Here is an 18,034-nt window from a genome sequence, read left to right as displayed (position 1 = left end):
GGAAGGGCAGACATGTCGGTGAACGTCGTCTAGCCGCGCCCAGTCGATCGCGACCAAAAACCCGATGACGAGCTCGGGCCGCTGCCGTCCGGGCCAAACCCGGTCAATATCCGCGCGGACCCGCCACTTATTCCACCAGCCGCAGAACCCGATCGGCCCGATTCACCACCTGTTTATAGGTGATCACCTCTACCCGGGACAGATGGCTGTTGTAGACGCGCAGCGCCGCGTCCACCTCGTTCTCGCTCGCCTCCTCCTCGAACTGCGGATGCCCAATGATCACCGCCGCTGAGGCCCGCCGTACGTCGATGCCCTGCTCGGCGAGCCGCGCCCGGTCCTCGTCTAGGACCACGAGGTAGTTCATCGCCTGCGCTACCGCCCGATGTACCTCGTTGGTCGGCACCCACCGGCCCCGCTGATGGGTGAGCAGCGGAACGGCGGCCCGCTTCAACTCGACCACGTGCACCGTGCCGTCCGGCCGGAGCAGCGTCAGGTCCAACTCGATGCCGCGACTGACTCGCCGTGGCCCGAGCCTGTCCGCCAGCTGCGTCCCACCGAATATCCAGAGATTCTTCTCCAGCGCTCGCTGCAGGTCGCGCTCGCTGCTGTGCCGGTTGAGGACGACGGCGTCTAGTTCCCGAAGCGCCCGGCGCCGTGCTCGCAGCAACACCACGTCGGCGATTTCCTCTGCCGAAGCCTCAGCGGTTGGCGTGACACCGGCGCCTGAATCGCCAATGTGCAAGCGGTCGAGCAGCACCTCCGTCATCCAGGTCGCCTGCTCGTTCATGCTGCGGCTGACCTCGAAGACCCCGGCTGCCCCGGCCACGTCCGTAATGGCCAGACGCTTCATCTCGTCGAGAAATGCCATGAGCTCGTCGCGGGTTGCCTGCGGGTGTTCGTCGAGGAACGTGCGAACCTGGTCGGCGACGAATGTCGCGGAAATCGACACGAAGGCGGTCAGCGCGTTCGCATGTTGGCTACGGGCGTCCCCTAGCAGCTGATACTTGATTTCCAAATCCGGCGCGAGCATGACGTTGGTCGCGTATGAGAGGGCGTCCTCCAAACGCTCGGCGGCATCTTGGTCGTCTTCGGCCCGGGCTGCGGTGTGGGCCTGACGCAGCAGGTCGGTGAGCGTCCTCCCGCCGCGATAGGGACTGCGGTGTCCCATGTGCCGCTGTGCATCCTCGACGAGGTTGCGGATGTGGTCGGAAAGGCCGTACTCGACGATCTTCTCGAGCAGCAGACGCAGGGCAAAGTCGGATCGGACGCGCGAGCGAGGTCCAGGCATGTCGGAGAGCGTCGCTCGAGGGTATGACACGACCGTCTGGGCGCAGCAGCCGTGCCGGGTGCGGCCAGGAAGCGGGGTCGTTCGCCGTAGCTGAACCGGAAGACCGACCCGGGACGGCCGGCGGCATGGAGAACTTGCCTGGACAGCGTCAACTGCTCGGAGGGGATTACGACACGTATCGAATATGTGTCCTCCACCAGTACGTACGCGACGAGCCCCGGGCGTTCCCGCGCCCGGGGCTCGTGAGCCGCGCGACGCCCGACCCCGCCCGGCTCTACCCACCCGGAACAGATCGTCGGATCCGCGAACGGGACGGCTACGACGGCGGCCCCGATCCTTCGGGGGACGCACATCAGGAGGAAGCCGCGCGGGTGATCCGTCCAGCCCGGGACTAGGGCTGGGCGAACAGCGGCCCGTAGTTCGTCCGGAACATCTTCTCGCCGAGCCGTCGCATCACGGTGTCGCGCAGCACCGGCGGCAGGCCGGCCGCCTTGTCCCGGCGGTGGGTCTGGCCGCGCACCCAGTCCGTCCGCGGGCGGCGGCGCGCCTCGTACGCCCGCAACGCCTCGGCGATGTCGCCGGCCGTGGCGAGCGAGTCGGCCAGCACCACGGCGTCCTCCAGCGCCATCGCGGCCCCCTGCGCCATGTTCGGGGAGGTGGCGTGGGCGGCGTCACCGACCAGCAGCACCGGCCCCCGCACCCAGGAGTCGAGCGCGACCTCCTGGTTGGGGCCGGCGTGCAGGGTGCTGTCGTCGGCGTCCAGCGCGTCGAGCATGGCGGCGACCGGCCCGGCGAACGTCGCCCGCAGCTCGTCGCGCCAGCCCGGCCGGTCGGCCACCGGGCCGTCGTTGTAGTAGCAGTACGTCAGCTCGTCGCTCACCGGGATCGTGAGGAACTGGGTGCCGCGCCCCAGCAGCACCGACCACACCGGCTCGGGGTCGACGCGGGGTGCGATCCAGCGGTACGCGTACTGGCCGAGGGGGCGGGCCGCCTGGCCGTCGAAGGCGAGCCGCCGGACGGTCGAGTGCACCCCGTCGGCGCCGATCACCAGGTCGTACCGTCCGGTGCCGCCGTCGTCGAACTCGACGGCGACCCGGTTCCCCTCGCGGTGCAGCGCCACCGGTTGGCGGCCCCAGCGGATCGGACGGTCGTCGACGCCGGCGAGCAGCGCGTGGTGCAGCTCGGCGCGGGGGAGCGAGACGCAGGGTCCGACGCCGTCCCAGAGGGCGGCCACGTCGATGTCGAAGAGGCGGCGACCGCGCTGGTTGTCGCTGCGCTGCCGTTTGATCTCCACGGCCACGTCGGCGACCCGCTTCCACACGCCCAGCACGTCCAGCATCCGGGTCGCGTTGCCGGTCAGGTAGATGCCGGTGCCGGACGTCGTGGCGACGTCCGCCCGCTCGACCACGTCGATCGTCGCGCCCCACCCGCGCAGCGCGGCGACGGCGGCCAGGCCGGCGACACCCCCACCGACGACCAGGACGTCAACCCCGTCACCCCGCACGATCAGCCTCCCGTTGCGCGCACCGGCCGGGCCGCCACTCGGGTCCCGGGCCGCCGCAGACTCTAGGAGTGAAGGGTTACGCGCCGGTGGCTCGTCCCACCGGACGAGGTGTGCCGTTGGACTCAGTGCGCCGTCCGTCACAGCTGTCGGGGGTCCCCTCCGACGTCTTCCGCTGCGACCATCGGTGCATGTCCGTCGCCGCCGACTACGCCGACTTCGCCGCCCGCGAGTTGCGCGGCGTCTCGCCCGCGTACGAGCGTCTGGCGCTCGCCGTCGCCCGCGACGACACGCTGCTCGCCCTGATCGGCGCGCTGCCGCCCGCCAAGCGGCAGCCCAACCTGCTGTTCGGCGTCGTACGGCTGCTCGGTGGGCCCGTCGACGACCCGGCGGCGTTCCGCGACTTCGCGGTGGCGCACTGGCCGGCGATCGCGGCGGAGATGCGTGTGCGGGCGACCCAGACGAACGAGGCGGGCCGCTGCGCCGTCCTGCTGCCCGTGCTCGCCGCGCTGCCACAGCCGCTCGCGCTGCTGGAGGTGGGCGCCTCCGCCGGGCTCTGCCTCTACCCCGACCGGTACGCCTACCGCTACGGCGACCACCGGCTCGGCGCCGGCGAGCCGGTGCTGGACTGCGCGGCCGAGGGTCTGGCGCCGCCGCTCCGGCTGCCCGAGGTGGTGTGGCGGGCCGGGCTGGACCTGAACCCTCTCGACGTGACCGACGGCTCGGACGTGGCGTGGCTGGCGGCCCTCATCTGGCCGGAGCACGACCACCGCCGGGAGCGGTTGCGGGCCGCGGCGGCGGTCGCCGCCGCCGAGCCGCCCCTTCTGGTACGCGGCGACCTGGTGGACGACCTGCCGACGTTGGCCGCCCGGGCTCCGGCCGGCGCGACGCTTGTGGTGTTCCACACCTCGGTGCTCTACCAGGTGCCGCCCGCGCGCCGGGCCGCCTTCGTCGACCTGGTCCGCGGCCTGCCGGGGCACTGGATCTCCAACGAGGCCCCGGACGTGCTGACGTACGACGGGCTGCCGGAGCCTCCCGGGCCCGCGCTGCACAACGTGCTCGCGCTCGACGGCCGGCCGCTGGCCTGGACCCGGGGGCACGGCCAGTCGATGGTCTGGTTCGGTTGACCGCTACGACACCGCCGGCTCGGGCATGTCGCGCATCCTCCGCAGTGGCGAGAAGACCACGAACAGGCAGGCGCTCCACGTGCCCAGCACGCAGATCCACAGTGCCCCGCGCAGGCCCAGCGCCGTGCCGAGCGCCCCACCGGCCAGCGCGCCGAGCGGGATCACGCCGAAGCAGATCCACAGGAACGCCGCGTTGACCCGGCCGAGGATCGCCGGCGGGGTGACCCGCTGCCGGTAGGTGGTCGACGCCACGTTGAACAGCACGGCGTTGGCGGAGAAGGCGGCCAGCCCGACACCGAAGATCAGCACTCCCCAACCGGGCCGGGCCAGCGGCATCAGCAGGTAGACCGGGCCGGGCACGGTCATCGCCACCCAGATCACCCGGGCCGTGCCGATCCAGGTCGTCAGCCGCCCGGCCAGCGCCCCGACCACCAGGCCGCCGACCGCGCTCACCGAGAAGACCAGGCCGACCTGCACCGACGACGCGTGCAGCTCGCGCGCCATGAACGTGACCTCGATCGAGCCGGCGGCCATCACCCAGAAGTTCGAGGTCGTGGTGCAGGCCAGGATCCTGAGCAGGATCGGCTGCCGGCGGACGAACCGCAGCCCGTCGGTCATCTCCACCCGCAGCGGCACCCGCTCCCGCTCCGGCGGCGTGGCGCGGGGGTTCCGCCGGAGCAGCAGCAGCGTCACCGCGCTGACCGCGAAGGCCAGCCCGTTGCCCACGAAGGTGCGCGCGGCGCCGACCAGCCCGATGAGCACACCGCCGACCGTGGGGCCGACCAGCTCGGCGCCGTCCTCGCTCATGGTGAGCTTGGCGTTGCCGTCGACCAGCTGCGCCGCCGGGATCAGCGCCGGCAGCATGCTCTTGTACGCGACGGTGAAGAACACGGTGAGCACGCCGGAGAGGCCGACCACCGCGTAGAGGAATCCGAGCGTGAGCTGCCCGGCCAGCGCGGCCGCCGGCACCGACAGCATGAGCGCGGCGCGACCCAGGTCGCAGACGATCATCAGCCGGCGTTGGTCCGTCCGGTCCGCGATGATCCCGGCCGGCAGCGACACGAGCAGGTACGGCAGCCAGGCCAGGAACGTGAGCAGGGAGATCTGGAAGACGCTCGCGTGCAGGGTGTCCGCGGCCAGCAGCGGGACGGCAACGCTCCCCATCCGGGTACCCAGCTCGCTGACCGTCTGGCCGCTCCACAACAGCAGGAAGTCGCGGCTCCGGAGCAGCGACGGCGGGCGGACGGTCGCGGACGCCGGGGGATCGGCGACGTGCTGGCTCACAGGTGTGCCTGTCTGTGGGTGGGGACGCGACCACCGCCGGAACGAGCCGCCCGGCGGATCGCCGGACCCGCTCCCGGCTGCTCACCCCAGGCCGGGCCGGGATCCCGGTCGCGCGGGCCACCGGCCGGCGGCCCGGCGGCACCCTACCGGCGCACCGTCGAGCCCAGCGCGCGATTTATCGACACCGGCGCCGGCGTCCAGCGCGGCGGTCGTGGCGACCGGGATCCGCGCGGGCCGGGCGGAACAGCCTCGTGGCGGTGGCCCGCTCCGGCGACCGGGAAGCGCTGTTCCTAGACTGCGCCGGTGACCGGGGAGCGACGTCCGTTGGCGGACCGACCGCTGACCGAGCCGCATCCGTCCCGGCTGCCGCTCGACCACCCGGACCGGGAGCGAATCCTCGCCGCGCACACCGCCGCGCTGGTCGCGGGGGAGGCCGGCTACCTCGACCCGTCCACCGGGCTGTTCGTGCTCACCGCGGGTTTCCTGGCCCGCCGCGGCACCTGCTGCGGCCGCGGCTGCCGCCACTGCCCGTACGTGGACGGTCCGGACGGTGACGGCGACGTGACGCCGCGACGAAGCGACGGGTGAGGGCTTCCGCGCGCGCCGGACATTCCGTACGGTGTGCCACGGATCTCCGGGGGCGGGCGCGCCCCGTCGTCGACGACCGGGAGGATGGGGCGTGCGCGGACGGATCGTGGGCGTCGGGCTGGCGGTGCTGGCGATGGGCGGCTGCGGCGCGGAGCGCGAACCGGTGGAGGTGCCGCCGCCCGCGCCGATCGCGGTCGACGTGCCCGCCGCGTCCTCCGGCGGCGCCTGCCGGCTGCTCGACTTCGCGTTGATCGAGCAGCACGTCAAGGTCCGCTTCGACGTGGCGGCGGCCAGCGACCGCGGCGACACCCACACCTGCGTGGTCCGGGCCGGAGCCGCGGTCCTCCCGGAGCTGACGCTCACGGCGACGGAGACCTCGATGGACAAGTCCGGCTTCGCGGCCGACGTGGTGCCCGACTCGGCCGCCAAGGTCTCCGGGCTGGGTCAGCAGGCGTACCGGCGTACCACCGCCGCCGCCGACGGGCACGGCCCGGTGGCCGAGGTGGGTTGGCTCTCGGCCGACGGGCGGCTGGTCACGCTGCACTGGACGACCCCGAAGGGCACGGCCAGGTCGGCGGCGGACACCGTCGCGGCGAACCTCGTGGCGCTCGCCAAGAAGATCGACACCCGCGCCCTCTGACCCACCGCGTCCCGCCCGCCCGCGGAGGTCAGGCCGCGGCCACGAAGACTCGGGAGGCAACCTCACGGGGGAGCCGGATCCGGTCACCGGAGCGGTCGATCGAGACGCCGTCGCGCTCCTGGGCCACGGTCACCGTGGCGCCCGGGTCGACGCCCGCGGCGTGGAGCTGCCGCAGCACGTCCGCGTTGGTCTGCACGCTCTCGCAGATCCGCCGGACCACGACCTTCCCGCTGAGGCCGGGGAAGGCCAGGTTGCGCTCGCCCTCGACGACGGCGGTCTCCTCCGCGCCCGGGGAGCCCAGCTCCTCCAGACCGGGGATCGGGTTGCCGTACGGCGAGCGCGTCGGCCGGTTCAGCAGGTCGTAGACCCGCTTCTCGACCGCGTCGCTCATCACGTGCTCCCACCGGCAGGCCTCGTCGTGGGCCTCCTCGTAGGGCATCCCGATCACGTTCACCAGCAGCAGCTCGGCGAGCCGGTGCTTACGCATGACGGAGACGGCGGCGTTGCGGCCCTGCGCCGTGAGCGTCAGGTGCCGGTCGCCCTCGACGGTGAGCAGGCCGTCGCGCTCCATCCGGGCGACCGTCTGGCTCACCGTCGGGCCGCTCTGCTTCAGCCGCTCGGCGATCCGCGCACGCAGCGGCGGCACCCCCTCCTCCTCCAGTTCGAGGATGGTGCGCAGGTACATTTCCGTCGTGTCGACCAGGTCGTGGGATTTCACAGTCAGCGGCCCTCCAGTGATCGATGTTACCGCGCCGCAGGTGTAACGACCGAGGCCGAAACGCGAGCCCTCCGCCCGGATGGTGTTGACTGTTCGGCATGTCCGGTACCGACGCCTTGCTGGTCGAGCCCGAGCGGTTGGCCGCCGAGCTCGACTCCGCCGACCCGCCGACCGTTCTCGACGTGCGCTGGCGGCTCACCGGCCCGCCCGGCCGTGACGACTACGTCGCCGCCCACCTGCCGGGCGCGGTCTTCGTCGACCTGGACACGGCGCTCTGCGGCCCGCCCGGCGCCGCGGGCCGGCACCCGCTGCCCGACCCGGGCGCGCTGCAGGCCGCGCTGCGGGCCGCCGGCGTCCGCGCCGGTCGTCCCGTGGTGGTGTACGACGGCGGCGACGGCATGGCGGCGGCTCGCGCCTGGTGGACGCTGCGGTGGGCCGGGCACCGGGCGGTCCGGCTGCTGCACGGCGGCTACCCGGCGTGGGTGGCGGCCGACCTGCCCACCACCGCCGAGGTGCCGCAGCCGGAGCCGGGCGACGTGACGGTGCGCCCCGGCGCGTTGCCGGTGCTCGACGCCGCGGCGGCCGCCCGCCTCGCCGCCGGCGACGGGCTGCTCCTGGACGTGCGGGCCGCGCCCCGCTACCGCGGCGAGACCGAGCCGGTCGACCCGGTCGCGGGGCACGTGCCGGGGGCCGTCAACCTGCCCGCTCCCGAGTACGTGACCGACGGCCGCTTCCCGGCCGCCGAGGTGTTGCGGGAGCGGTTCGCCGCCGCCGGGGTGACCGACGGCACACCGGTGGGCGCGTACTGCGGATCCGGGGTGACCGCCGCGCAGGCCGTGCTGGCCCTGCACCTCGCCGGCCGTGCGGACGCCGCGTTGTACGTCGGTTCGTGGAGCAACTGGGTGGCCGATCCGCAGCGGCCGGTGGCCACGGGGACGACACCCACGGTCTGACCAGCGCGTGCGGGGCGGTTGCCCGGTCCACGTGCGACGATGGGCGTATGTCCGACGACACGGTGGTGGTGTGGGACGAGTCCCTGCTCGCCTACGACATGGGTGATCATCCCCTCGACCCGGTCCGGGTGGAGCTGACCGTGGCGCTCGCCCGGGAGTTCGGCATCCTGGACCGTCCGCGGGTGCGCCTCGTGAAGCCGGAGCCGGCCGACGACGCCCTGCTCACCCGGGTGCACGACCCGCGCTACCTGGCCGCGGTCCGGTCCGCGCCGAGCGACCCGCTCTTCGCGGGCTTCGGCATGGGCACCTCGGACAACCCGATCTTCGACGGGATGCACGAGGCCAGCGCCCTGATCGCGGGGGCCTCGGTGGCGGCCGCCGAGGCGGTCTGGCGGGGCGAGGCCCGGCGGGCGGTCAACGTGGCCGGTGGGCTGCACCACGCCATGCCGGCCCGCGCGGCCGGCTTTTGCGTCTACAACGACCCGGCCGTGGCCATCGCCCGCCTGCTCGACCTCGGTGCCGAGCGGATCGCGTACGTGGACGTCGACGTGCACCACGGCGACGGGGTGCAGCAGGTCTTCTGGAACGACCCGCGGGTGCTGACGGTCAGCCTGCACGAGACTCCGCTCGCGCTCTTCCCCGGCACCGGGTTCCCGGACGAGACGGGCGGCCCGGGGGCCGAGGGGAGCGCCGTGAACATGCCGCTGCCACCCGGCACCGACGACGCCGGCTGGCAGCGCGCGTTCCACGCGATCGTGCCCTCGGTGCTGCGCGCGTTCCGGCCGCAGCTGCTGGTCACGCAGTGCGGCGCGGACGCCCACCGGCTCGACCCGCTGGCCGACCTGCACCTCTCCGTCGACGGGCAACGCGCCACCTACCTGGCGCTGCGGGCGCTCGCCGACGAGCTGTGCGAGGGCCGCTGGGTCGCCACCGGCGGTGGCGGGTACGCCCTCGTCGAGGCGGTGCCCCGGGCCTGGACGCACCTGCTGGCGGTGGCCACCGGCGAGCCGCTGGACCCGGCGACGTTGACGCCGCCGGCCTGGCGGGAGCTGGCCGCGGCGCGCTGCCCGGGTCGGCAGGTGCCGCTGCGGATGAGCGACGACGTCGACCCGGCGTACGAGCCGTGGCAGCCCAGCGGCGAGCCCACCGCGGTGGACCGGGCGATCGCGGCCACCCGCAAGACGGTCTTCCCGCTGCTCGGGCTCGACCCGCACGACCCGCGCGACTGAGCCGGCCGGGGATGGCCGGCCGGTGACGACCGTGGAACAACCGGTGGACGTGCTGCTCAGCGACGGCAGCACCGTCCAGTTGCGACAGATCCGCGAGGACGACGCGCCGGAGATCGTGGCGATGCACTCCCGGTTCTCCGAGCGCACCCGTTACCTGCGCTACTTCTCGCCGTACCCGCGGATCCCGGAGCGGGACCTGCGCCGCTTCGTCACCGTCGACCATCGGGACCGGGAGGCCCTGGTGGTCCTGGCCGGCGGGCGGATCGTGGCGGTCGGCCGCTACGAGCGGCTCGGCCCGGAGGCCCCGGAGGCCGAGGTGGCCTTCGTGGTGGAGGACGCCCACCAGGGCCGGGGGATCGGGTCGGTGCTGCTGGAACACCTGGCCGACGCGGCCCGGCGGGTCGGCATCGTGCACTTCGTCGCCGAGGTGCTCCCGGCCAACGGCGCCATGCTGCGGGTCTTCTCCGACTTTGGCTACCAGGTGCAGCGGCAGTTCGCCGACGGGGTGGTGCACCTGACCTTCCCGATCGCGCCCACCGAGGCGACCCTCGAGGTGCAGCGCGGCCGGGAGCACCGCACCGAGGCCCGGTCGATCGCCCGGCTGCTCGCCCCGCGCGGCGTCGCCGTGTACGGCGCGAGCGCCACCGGCCAGGGCGTGGGCGCCGCGGTGCTCGGGCACCTGCGCGACGCCGGGTTCGCGGGCGCGCTGGTCCCGGTGCACCCGACCGCCACGACCGTCGCGGGGCTGCCGGCGTACCCCCGTGCGGCCGACGCCGGTGTCCCGGTGGACCTGGCGGTGGTCGCGGTGCCGCCGGACGCGGCGCCGGCGGTGGTCGCCGACGCGGCGGCCGCCGGAGTGCACGGGCTGGTGGTGATCTCGGCGGGTTTCGCGGAGGCCGGGGCGGAGGGCGCCGCCGCGCAGCGGGCGCTGGTGCGGGCCGCGCACGCCGCGGGGATGCGCGTGATCGGCCCGAACTGCCTGGGCGTGGCGAACACCGACCCGGGCGTACGCCTCAACGCCACCCTCGCGCCGGTCCTGCCGCCGCCCGGCCGGGTCGGGATCTTCAGTCAGTCCGGGGCGTTCGGTGTGGCGCTGCTGGACGAGGCGGACCGGCGGGGGCTCGGCCTGTCCAGCTTCGTCTCGGCGGGGAACCGCGCCGACGTCTCCGGCAACGACCTGCTCCAGTACTGGCAGGACGACCCCGGCACCGACGTGATCATGCTGCACCTGGAGACCTTCGGCAATCCGCGCAAGTTCGCCCGGCTGGTCCGGCGCATCGGGCGGACGAAGCCCGTGGTGGCGCTCGCCTCGCCGGCCCGCCCGCGTGGGGTGGGCGACTCGGCCGGCCCGGACGAGGTGGCCGTGGCGGCCCTGTTCGCCCAGTCCGGGGTGATCCGCGTGGACACCGTCGCCGAACTGCTGGACGTCGGGGTGCTGCTCGCCAACCAGCCGTTGCCGGCCGGCCCACGGGTCGCCGTGGTCGGCAATTCCTCGGCGCTCACCGGGCTGGCCGCCACCGCCTGTGCCGCGCAGGGCCTCACGCTGGCCGACGGCTACCCCCGTGACGTCGGGCCGCACGCCACCGCCGCCGATTTCGCCGCCGCGCTCGCCGAGGCCGCCGGCGACGACCGGGTCGACGCGCTCGCGGTGACGGTGGCGCCGCCGCTGCCCGGCCAGCCGGCCGACGCCGACCTGACCGTCGCCCTGCCCGCCGCCCTCGGCACCGGCAAACCGGTCGTGGCGACCGTCCTGGCGGGACGGTCGCCGGGTGGCCTGCCGGCGTACGGGGGTGTCGAGGAGGCGGTGCGGGCGTTGGCCCGGGTGCAGCGGTACGCGGACTGGCTGGGCCGCCCGCCCGGCGGCCAACCGGACCTGTCCGGGATCGACCGGGCCGCCGGCCGGGCGGCCCTGCGCCCCGAGGGCGCGGACGTGCCCGGGCTGCTCGCCGCGTACGGCATCGAGCTGGTCGGTTCGGTGCCGGTGCGCTCGGCGGACGAGGCGGCCGAGGTCGCCGTGCGGCTCGGGTTCCCGGTGGCGCTCAAGGCGGCGGCGCCCGGGCTGCGGCACCGGCTCGATCTCGGCGCCGTCCGGCTCGACCTGCCCGACGCGGCGACGGTCCGCCGGGCGTACGCCGAGATGTCCGCGTCGTTCGGCGGGGAGGTCCTGGTGCAGCCGATGGTCCCGCCCGGCGTGGCCTGTGTGGTCGAGCTGGTCGAGGATCCGGCGTTCGGCCCGGTCGTCGGCTTCGGTCTGGGCGGGGTCGCCACCGAACTGCTCGGTGACCGGGCGTGGCGGGCGGTGCCGCTGACCGACCGGGACGCCGCGGAACTGGTCGACGAGCCGCGGGCCGCTCCACTGCTGCGCGGGCACCGGGGAGCGGCGCCGGTGGACCGTTCGGCCCTGGCCGACCTGCTGCTGCGGGTCGGGCGGCTCGCCGACGAGCATCCTCGCGTCCGCGCCCTCACGCTGAATCCGGTGCTCGCCCGCCCCGACGGCCTCTCGGTGCTGCACGCCACCGTGCGTCTGGGCGCCGCCGTGGACCGGCCCGACACCGGCCCGCGCCGGCTGTGACGGCGGGCCGGGGCGCGTCGGTCGGGGAGCGCCCGCGGCCGGTGCGACGGGCGGGTCAGGCGCGGCTGGAGATCTGCTGGACGGCCCAGGCGTTGCCGTCGGGGTCGGAGAAGAAGACGAAGCCCACGTTGTCCAGCGGGTCCGGCACCGGCCGGGGGTTCTCACCGATCACCTGGACCTCGCTGACGTCGACACCCCGCTCCACCAGCTGAGCGTGGGCCTTGCGTACGTCGGGCACCACCAGTTGGAGCCCCTTGAGCGAGCCCGGGGGCATCTCCGGCACGACCCCCTTGCCGATGACGATCGAGCACCCGGAGCCCGGCGGGGTCAGCTGCACGATCCGCGCCTGGTCGTTGATGACGGTGTCGTGGTCCACGGCGAAGCCCAGCCGGTCGGCGTAGAAGGACTTGGCCCGGTCCACGTCGGAGACCGGCACGATCACGACTTCCAGCGTCCAGTTCACGTGCGTCCCCTCACGATGTCGGCGCAGCTGTCACGCTCTTGGTAGTCCATGCCCGGGGCCGAGGCAAAGACCCTCGCCGGTCGGCGGGGCGAGAGGCACCGCGAAACCACGGCCGTGTCGCCGAAGCGAGGTCACCCCTCCGGCTCGCCTACCGTTGCCGCAGCCGGGCGCCGAACCGTCGGCACGCGTCCCGGAAGGCGGCGGGTTCGTCGACGGTGAAGTCGGCGTCGACGAAGGCGAGGTTCAGCACCAGCCACTGCCAGGAGTCGAGCACGAGGGCGGCACGGGTCCGGTCCGGGGCGAGCGGGGTGAGTTCGACGTCCTGGTGCCGGAAGGCGTCCGCCACCGTGGTCATGGGGGCGTCGATGGTCAGGACGACGCGCCGGCCGTGCCGGTGGAGGCCCTGCCGGAGGTAGTCGACGCCGGTGCCGGCGGGCAGGGGGCGGGGTGGGAAGGTGCCGCCGCCGACCTGGAGGTCCGTGATGCGGTCGGTGCGGAAGACCCGCCAGCCCTCCCGTTCGACGTCCCAACCGAGCAGGTACCAGCGCAGGCGTTGGTGGATCTGGCGGTGCGGCTCCACCCGCCGTGCGCTCGGGCGTCCCGCCGAGTCGGAGTAGGCGAAGGTGACCGGGCGTCGGTGGTGGATGGCGTCGGCGAGCGCGCTCAGCGTCTCGGCCCGGGTGCTCGGTGCCGGCGCCGGGCCGGTCTCCAGGCTGGCGCGCAGCGCCGCCGCGCGGGGCCGCAGGCGCCGGGGCAGGTACTGGTCGACCTTGCCGTAGGCGCGGGTGGCGGCGTCGTCGAGGCTTCCCTCGCCGGCGCTGCCGGTAGCGGCGAGGGTGGCTAGCCCGAGGAGGGTCGCGATCGCTTCGTCGTCCTCCAGCAGGAGCGGGGGCATCGCGCTTCCGGCCGAGAGCCGGTAGTAGCCGCCCGGCCCCGGTCGGGTCTCGACGGGGTAGCCGTAGCCGCGGAGCCGGTCCACGTCGCGCCGGAGCGTCCGCGGGCTGACGTCGAGGCGGGCCGAGAGTTCGTCCCCGGTGTACGCCCTGCCGGTCTGGAGCACCGCCAGCAGGGCGAGCAGCCGTTGGGTGACGTCAGCCATACCGCCATCATGAAATAGCGGTCAGGATCCGGCCACATCTATCCGTAGCGTCGGTTCCATGGCCACCCGAAGCATCCGGATCCGCGGAGCCCGGACCAACAACCTGACCTCGCTCGACATCGACGTGCCGCGCGGGCAGCTGGTCGTGTTCGTGGGGTTGTCCGGCTCAGGCAAGTCGTCGCTGGTGTTCGACACGATCGCCGCCGAGGCCGGGTACCAGCTCAACGAGACCTTCCCGCCGTTCACCCGAAACCGGCTTCCGAAGTGGACGCGACCCGAGGTCGACCAGATCGACGGTCTCTCGCCCATGGTCGTGATCGACCAGCGTCGGCTCGGCGGGAACGCCCGCTCCACCGTCGGCACGATCACGGACACGTGGACGTACCTGCGGCTTCTGTTCTCCCGCCTCAGCACGCCGTACGTCGGCGAGTCGAACCACTTCTCCTTCAACGACCCCGCCGGGATGTGCCGCACCTGCTCCGGGCTCGGAGAGCGTATCGTCAGCGCCGTCGAGCGGTTCCTCGACCTGGACCGGTCGCTGGGCGAGGGCGCCATCCTGCTGCCGGGCTTCGGTGCCGGCGGCTACTGGTACTCCCAGTACGCCGACATCGGCGCCTTCGACGCCGACACCCCGTTGCGGGACTGGACGCAGGCCGAGCGGGACGCACTCCTCTTCGGCGGCGAGCACGCCGCGCGCCTCGGCAGCCGGCCCCCGAAGGACTACGAGGGTGTCGTCGAGCGGTTCGAGCGGATCTACCTGCGGGCCTCCGGCGACCTGTCCGACCGCAAGCGGGAGGCCATCGCCCGGTTCACCCGCTCCGCCGTGTGCCCGGACTGCCACGGCGACCGGCTCAACCCCACCAGCCGCACCGCCACGGTGCTCGGCCACACCATCGGCCAGCTGGCGCGGATGGAGATCAGCGAGCTGGCGGACCTCGTCCCGACGGTGACCGAGCCGGCGGTGGCTCCCGTCGTGGCGGCCTTGAAGGACCGGCTGGACGCCCTGGTCGAGATCGGGCTCGGCTACCTCCACCTCGGTCGCGCCACCACCACCCTGTCCGGCGGCGAGTCACAGCGGATCAAGACGGTCCGCCACCTGGGCAGCAGCCTGGTCGAGATGGTCTACATCTTCGACGAACCCACCGTCGGTCTCCATCCCCATGACGTGTCCTCGATGACCACCCTGCTCAAGCGGCTACGCGACAAGGGCAACACCGTCCTCGTCGTGGAGCACGATCCCGCCGTCATGGCCGTCGCCGACCAGATCGTCGAGATCGGGCCGGGCGCGGGCGAGCAGGGCGGCCGCCTCGTGTTCCAGGGCACCTTCGCCCAGCTCCGCCGCGCCGACACGCCCACCGCGACCGCCCTGTCGCGGCAACGCCCGGTGAAGGACCGCCGACGGACACCGCACGGCAGCGTCACCGTCGTCGACGCCAGCCGCAACAACCTCAGGAACGTCACGGTCGACATCCCGACCGGAGTCCTGACCGTCCTCACCGGCGTCGCCGGCTCCGGGAAGTCCAGTCTCGCCGGGGAACTCGTCGCCCAGCACGGCGCCGTCGTCGTCGACCAGCGCCCGGTCAGCCCGAACCGCCGATCGAGTCTCATCACCTACACCGGCATCGCCGCGCCCATCCGGCGGCTGTTCGCCCGGCACAACAACGTCCCCGCCAGCCTGTTCAGCGCGAACTCCGACGGCGCCTGCCCGGACTGCCAGGGCGCTGGCGTCATCCACACCGACCTCGCCTTCATGGACGGGCAGGAGACGGTCTGCGAGACCTGCCAGGGGCGGCGCTTCACCGCCGACGTACTGCGTCACACCGTGGACGGGCTCTCCATCGCCGACGTCGACGATCTCACGATCACCGAGGCCATCCACCGGCTTTCCGACCGGGCGATCGCGCGGGCCCTGCGCCACCTCGGCGACGTCGGTCTCGGCTACCTGCGGCTCGGCCAGTCACTGACGACCCTCTCCGGCGGCGAGTCGCAACGGGTCAAGATCGCCAAGGAGCTCCGCGACACCACCAGCCCGACGCTGTACGTCCTCGACGAGCCCACCACGGGACTCCACCTCCGGGACATCGACACGCTGCTCGGCGTCCTGGACGGCCTGGTCGACCGCGGGCACACCGTCGTGGTCATCGAGCACAACCTCGACGTCGTCCGGCGGGCGGACTGGCTCATCGACCTGGGCCCCGGGCCAGGGAGACACGGCGGGCAGATCCTCTACCAGGGCCCGGTCGCGGGCATCACCGGCACCGCGACCGCCGCGGCGCTCGCCGAGCACGAGCCGGCCGGGCGAGCAGGTCGGCCAACGGCTCGTCGCGCGGGACGCGAGGCGGCGTTCGTCGATTCCGTCACGTGAGGCCCGGCTCCGGATCCGGCCCTCGTGCGCACCGGTGGACCGGGCCCGCTGGCGTCTGCGATCGGGATGGAGCGTGCCGGGGCGCCGCCCTCATGAAGGGCGGCGCCCCGGGTGTCTGCCGTCGGGTTACGCCCGGTCAGCAGGCGTACGCCTCCAGGCGCTGCGCCCGCTCGGGGGCGCGCAGCTTGAGCAGCGTCACCTTCTCGATCTGGCGGATCCGCTCCCGGGAGAGGCCGAACTCCCGACCGACCTCGTCCAGCGTGCGCTGCCGGCCGTCGTCGAGACCGAACCGGAGCCGGATCACCGCCTGCTCCCGCTGGGAGAGGGTGGCCAGCACGATCCGTACCTCGTTGCGCAGCTCGCCCTGCGCGGCGGCGTCACCGGGCTCCTGGCGCGGGTCGACGGCGGCCACGAAGTCACCGAGCGCGCTCTCGCCGTCGTCGCCGACCGCCTGGTCCAGGCTCACCGGTTCCCGGTCGTACGAGATCAGCTCGATGACCTGGAACTCGGGGACGTCGAGCGCCCGGGCGACCTCGGCGACGGTGGGCTCGCGGCCGAGCGTCACGGACAGCTCGCGGCGGGCGCGGACCATCCGGTTGACCTGCTCCACCATGTGCACCGGGATGCGGATGGTGCGGGCCTGGTCGGCCATGGCGCGGGTGATGGCCTGGCGGATCCACCAGGTGGCGTAGGTGGAGAACTTGTAGCCCTTGGCGTAGTCGAACTTCTCGACCGCGCGGATCAGGCCGAGGTTGCCCTCCTGGATCAGGTCGAGGAAGGCCATGCCACGCCCCGTGTAGCGCTTGGCGATGCTGACCACGAGCCGCAGGTTCGCCTCGAGCAGGTGGTCCTTGGCCGCCCGCCCCTCGGCGACGATCAGTTCCAGGTCGGCCCGCAGTTCGGGGGAGACGGGAGTGCAGGTGGCGAGCTTCTCCTCGGCGAAGAGGCCGGCCTCGATCCGCTTGGCCAGCTCGACCTCCTGCGCCGCGGTGAGCAGCTTCGTCCGGCCGATCCCGTTGAGGTACGCCCGGACCAGGTCCGTGGAGACGCCCCGTTCATCGGTGGCGTCCAGGTCGGTGAGAACCTCGGCGCCCGGGTCGGTGTCGGTGCCCGCGGCCGGGCGCATCTGGTGCTCCGTCATCTGCAGGGCCATTTCTCGTCTCTCCCCGTGTCCGTGTCGTGCGGTCCCGGCCGAGTGCCGCCGGTGACACACAGCTTGGCGGGCGGAGCGTGAAACGGGAGTGAGGCGATCGGGGACCCGACAGGAATCCGGTCGGATCGGCGGTCCGAGCGGCCCCGGCGCCCGGAGTGTCGACGCCCGGCGGGCTTGCCGGGCCCGGTTACGGTGCGACCGACCGGCCGGCGTGGCCGGCCCGGTAGAGGTGACGGAGGGTGTCGTGGTCTTCAAGCGGCTCATGCAGGCGATGGGCGTCGGTGGTCCCTCGGTGGAAACCGTGCTGGCCAACCCGAACTGCCGACCGGGCGGGCAACTGGAGGGCCGGGTCCAGGTCCTGGGCGGTGACCACCCGGTCGACATCGAGTACGTGCAGCTCGGGCTCGTCACCCGCGTCGAGGTGGAGAGCGGCGACAACGAGTACAACACCAACCAGGAGTTCCACCGCCAGCGCGTCACGGGCGCGTTCCGGCTGGAGCCGGGGCAGCGCCACGACATCCCGTTCCGCTTCGACGTGCCGTGGGAGACGCCGGTCACCGAGCTGTACGGGCAGCACCTGCACGGGATGACCATGGGGCTGCGTACGGAGCTGGAGGTGGCCCGGGCGGTCGACAAGGGCGACCTGGACGCCGTGGCGGTGCATCCGCTGCCGGCGCAGGAACGGCTGCTGGAGGCGCTGCTGCGGCTGGGATTCCGCTTCGCGCGGGCGGACGTGGAGCGCGGCCACATCTACGGCGTACGGCAGACGCTGCCGTTCTACCAGGAGATCGAGTTCTACCCGGCCCCGCAGTACGCCCGCGCGATCAACCAGTTGGAGGTCACCTTCATCGCCGATCCGCGGCAGACGCAGGTGGTGCTGGAGCTGGACAAGCGGGGTGGCCTGTTCACCGAGGGCCGGGACGCCTTCGGCCGGTTCACCGTCGACCACGCCACCGTGGACCGCGTCGACTGGACCGCCCAGCTGGACGGCTGGCTGCGCCAGTCCCTCCAACGCCGCGGCCTCTTCTCCTAACCACTCCTCCCCCCACCCTCC

At 73.4% G+C, this 18,034-nt stretch carries 15 protein-coding genes; 8 read left to right on the top strand and 7 right to left on the bottom strand.

Annotation, left to right across the window (positions count from 1 at the left end; genetic code table 11):
• Positions 1 to 127: 127 nt before the first annotated feature.
• Both SM573_RS02220 and SM573_RS02215 read right to left on the bottom strand, forming a co-directional pair.
• Entirely contained in the window at positions 128 to 1,288 is a 1,161-nt protein-coding gene (locus tag SM573_RS02220) for a Shedu anti-phage system protein SduA domain-containing protein (RefSeq protein WP_474615359.1), read from the bottom strand.
• A 391-nt stretch (positions 1,289 to 1,679) separates the two neighbouring features.
• A complete protein-coding gene (locus SM573_RS02215; protein ID WP_474612375.1) occupies positions 1,680 to 2,792 on the bottom strand; it encodes an FAD-dependent monooxygenase in 1,113 nt (370 codons plus the stop codon).
• A 188-nt stretch (positions 2,793 to 2,980) separates the two neighbouring features.
• On the opposite strand from SM573_RS02215, the gene SM573_RS02210 reads away from it, so the two are divergent.
• Positions 2,981 to 3,916, top strand: coding sequence for a DUF2332 domain-containing protein (locus tag SM573_RS02210; protein WP_474615358.1), 936 nt, complete (start codon positions 2,981 to 2,983; stop codon positions 3,914 to 3,916).
• Between the two features lie 3 nt (positions 3,917 to 3,919).
• Here SM573_RS02210 and SM573_RS02205 read toward each other — a convergent pair whose 3' ends face one another.
• Complete coding sequence (locus tag SM573_RS02205; RefSeq protein WP_474615357.1) at positions 3,920 to 5,200, bottom strand: MFS transporter; 1,281 nt, start codon at positions 5,198 to 5,200, stop codon at positions 3,920 to 3,922.
• A gap of 303 nt (positions 5,201 to 5,503) precedes the next feature.
• On the opposite strand from SM573_RS02205, the gene SM573_RS02200 reads away from it, so the two are divergent.
• Positions 5,504 to 5,788 (top strand): DUF5522 domain-containing protein, encoded by a 285-nt coding sequence (locus tag SM573_RS02200; protein WP_474612372.1) that lies wholly within the window; start codon positions 5,504 to 5,506, stop codon positions 5,786 to 5,788.
• Positions 5,789 to 5,879: 91 nt separating this feature from the next.
• Positions 5,880 to 6,428 (top strand): hypothetical protein, encoded by a 549-nt coding sequence (locus SM573_RS02195; RefSeq protein WP_474615356.1) that lies wholly within the window; start codon positions 5,880 to 5,882, stop codon positions 6,426 to 6,428.
• A gap of 28 nt (positions 6,429 to 6,456) precedes the next feature.
• Here SM573_RS02195 and SM573_RS02190 read toward each other — a convergent pair whose 3' ends face one another.
• Entirely contained in the window at positions 6,457 to 7,146 is a 690-nt protein-coding gene (locus SM573_RS02190; protein ID WP_474612370.1) for an iron-dependent transcriptional repressor DtxR, read from the bottom strand.
• 98 nt (positions 7,147 to 7,244) lie between these two features.
• Between SM573_RS02190 and SM573_RS02185 the strand changes: the two genes are divergently transcribed.
• From SM573_RS02185 to SM573_RS02175, 3 genes are read left to right on the top strand one after another with little or no spacing between them, the layout of a single operon-like run.
• Positions 7,245 to 8,099 (top strand): sulfurtransferase, encoded by an 855-nt coding sequence (locus SM573_RS02185; protein ID WP_474615355.1) that lies wholly within the window; start codon positions 7,245 to 7,247, stop codon positions 8,097 to 8,099.
• Between the two features lie 47 nt (positions 8,100 to 8,146).
• Positions 8,147 to 9,328 (top strand): acetoin utilization protein AcuC, encoded by a 1,182-nt coding sequence (locus SM573_RS02180; protein WP_474612368.1) that lies wholly within the window; start codon positions 8,147 to 8,149, stop codon positions 9,326 to 9,328.
• A 22-nt stretch (positions 9,329 to 9,350) separates the two neighbouring features.
• On the top strand, positions 9,351 to 11,900 hold the full coding sequence (locus SM573_RS02175) for a bifunctional acetate--CoA ligase family protein/GNAT family N-acetyltransferase (RefSeq protein WP_474615354.1): 2,550 nt from the start codon (positions 9,351 to 9,353) through the stop codon (positions 11,898 to 11,900).
• 55 nt (positions 11,901 to 11,955) lie between these two features.
• Here SM573_RS02175 and SM573_RS02170 read toward each other — a convergent pair whose 3' ends face one another.
• Positions 11,956 to 12,363 carry a VOC family protein gene (locus SM573_RS02170; RefSeq protein WP_474612366.1) on the bottom strand — a complete coding sequence of 136 codons (408 nt, stop codon included), beginning with the start codon at positions 12,361 to 12,363 and terminating at the stop codon, positions 11,956 to 11,958.
• A 148-nt stretch (positions 12,364 to 12,511) separates the two neighbouring features.
• Complete coding sequence (locus SM573_RS02165; protein ID WP_474615353.1) at positions 12,512 to 13,462, bottom strand: helix-turn-helix transcriptional regulator; 951 nt, start codon at positions 13,460 to 13,462, stop codon at positions 12,512 to 12,514.
• 58 nt (positions 13,463 to 13,520) lie between these two features.
• Between SM573_RS02165 and SM573_RS02160 the strand changes: the two genes are divergently transcribed.
• Complete coding sequence (locus SM573_RS02160; RefSeq protein WP_474615352.1) at positions 13,521 to 15,827, top strand: ATP-binding cassette domain-containing protein; 2,307 nt, start codon at positions 13,521 to 13,523, stop codon at positions 15,825 to 15,827.
• 136 nt (positions 15,828 to 15,963) lie between these two features.
• Here SM573_RS02160 and sigB read toward each other — a convergent pair whose 3' ends face one another.
• Complete coding sequence (gene sigB, locus SM573_RS02155) at positions 15,964 to 16,980, bottom strand: RNA polymerase sigma factor SigB (RefSeq protein ID WP_474615351.1); 1,017 nt, start codon at positions 16,978 to 16,980, stop codon at positions 15,964 to 15,966.
• Between the two features lie 244 nt (positions 16,981 to 17,224).
• Between sigB and SM573_RS02150 the strand changes: the two genes are divergently transcribed.
• On the top strand, positions 17,225 to 18,013 hold the full coding sequence (locus SM573_RS02150; protein WP_474612362.1) for a sporulation protein: 789 nt from the start codon (positions 17,225 to 17,227) through the stop codon (positions 18,011 to 18,013).
• Positions 18,014 to 18,034: the final 21 nt, after the last annotated feature.

The organism is Micromonospora xinjiangensis (genome assembly GCF_056150165.1).
This window is presented reverse-complemented; position numbering and strand designations above follow the sequence as displayed.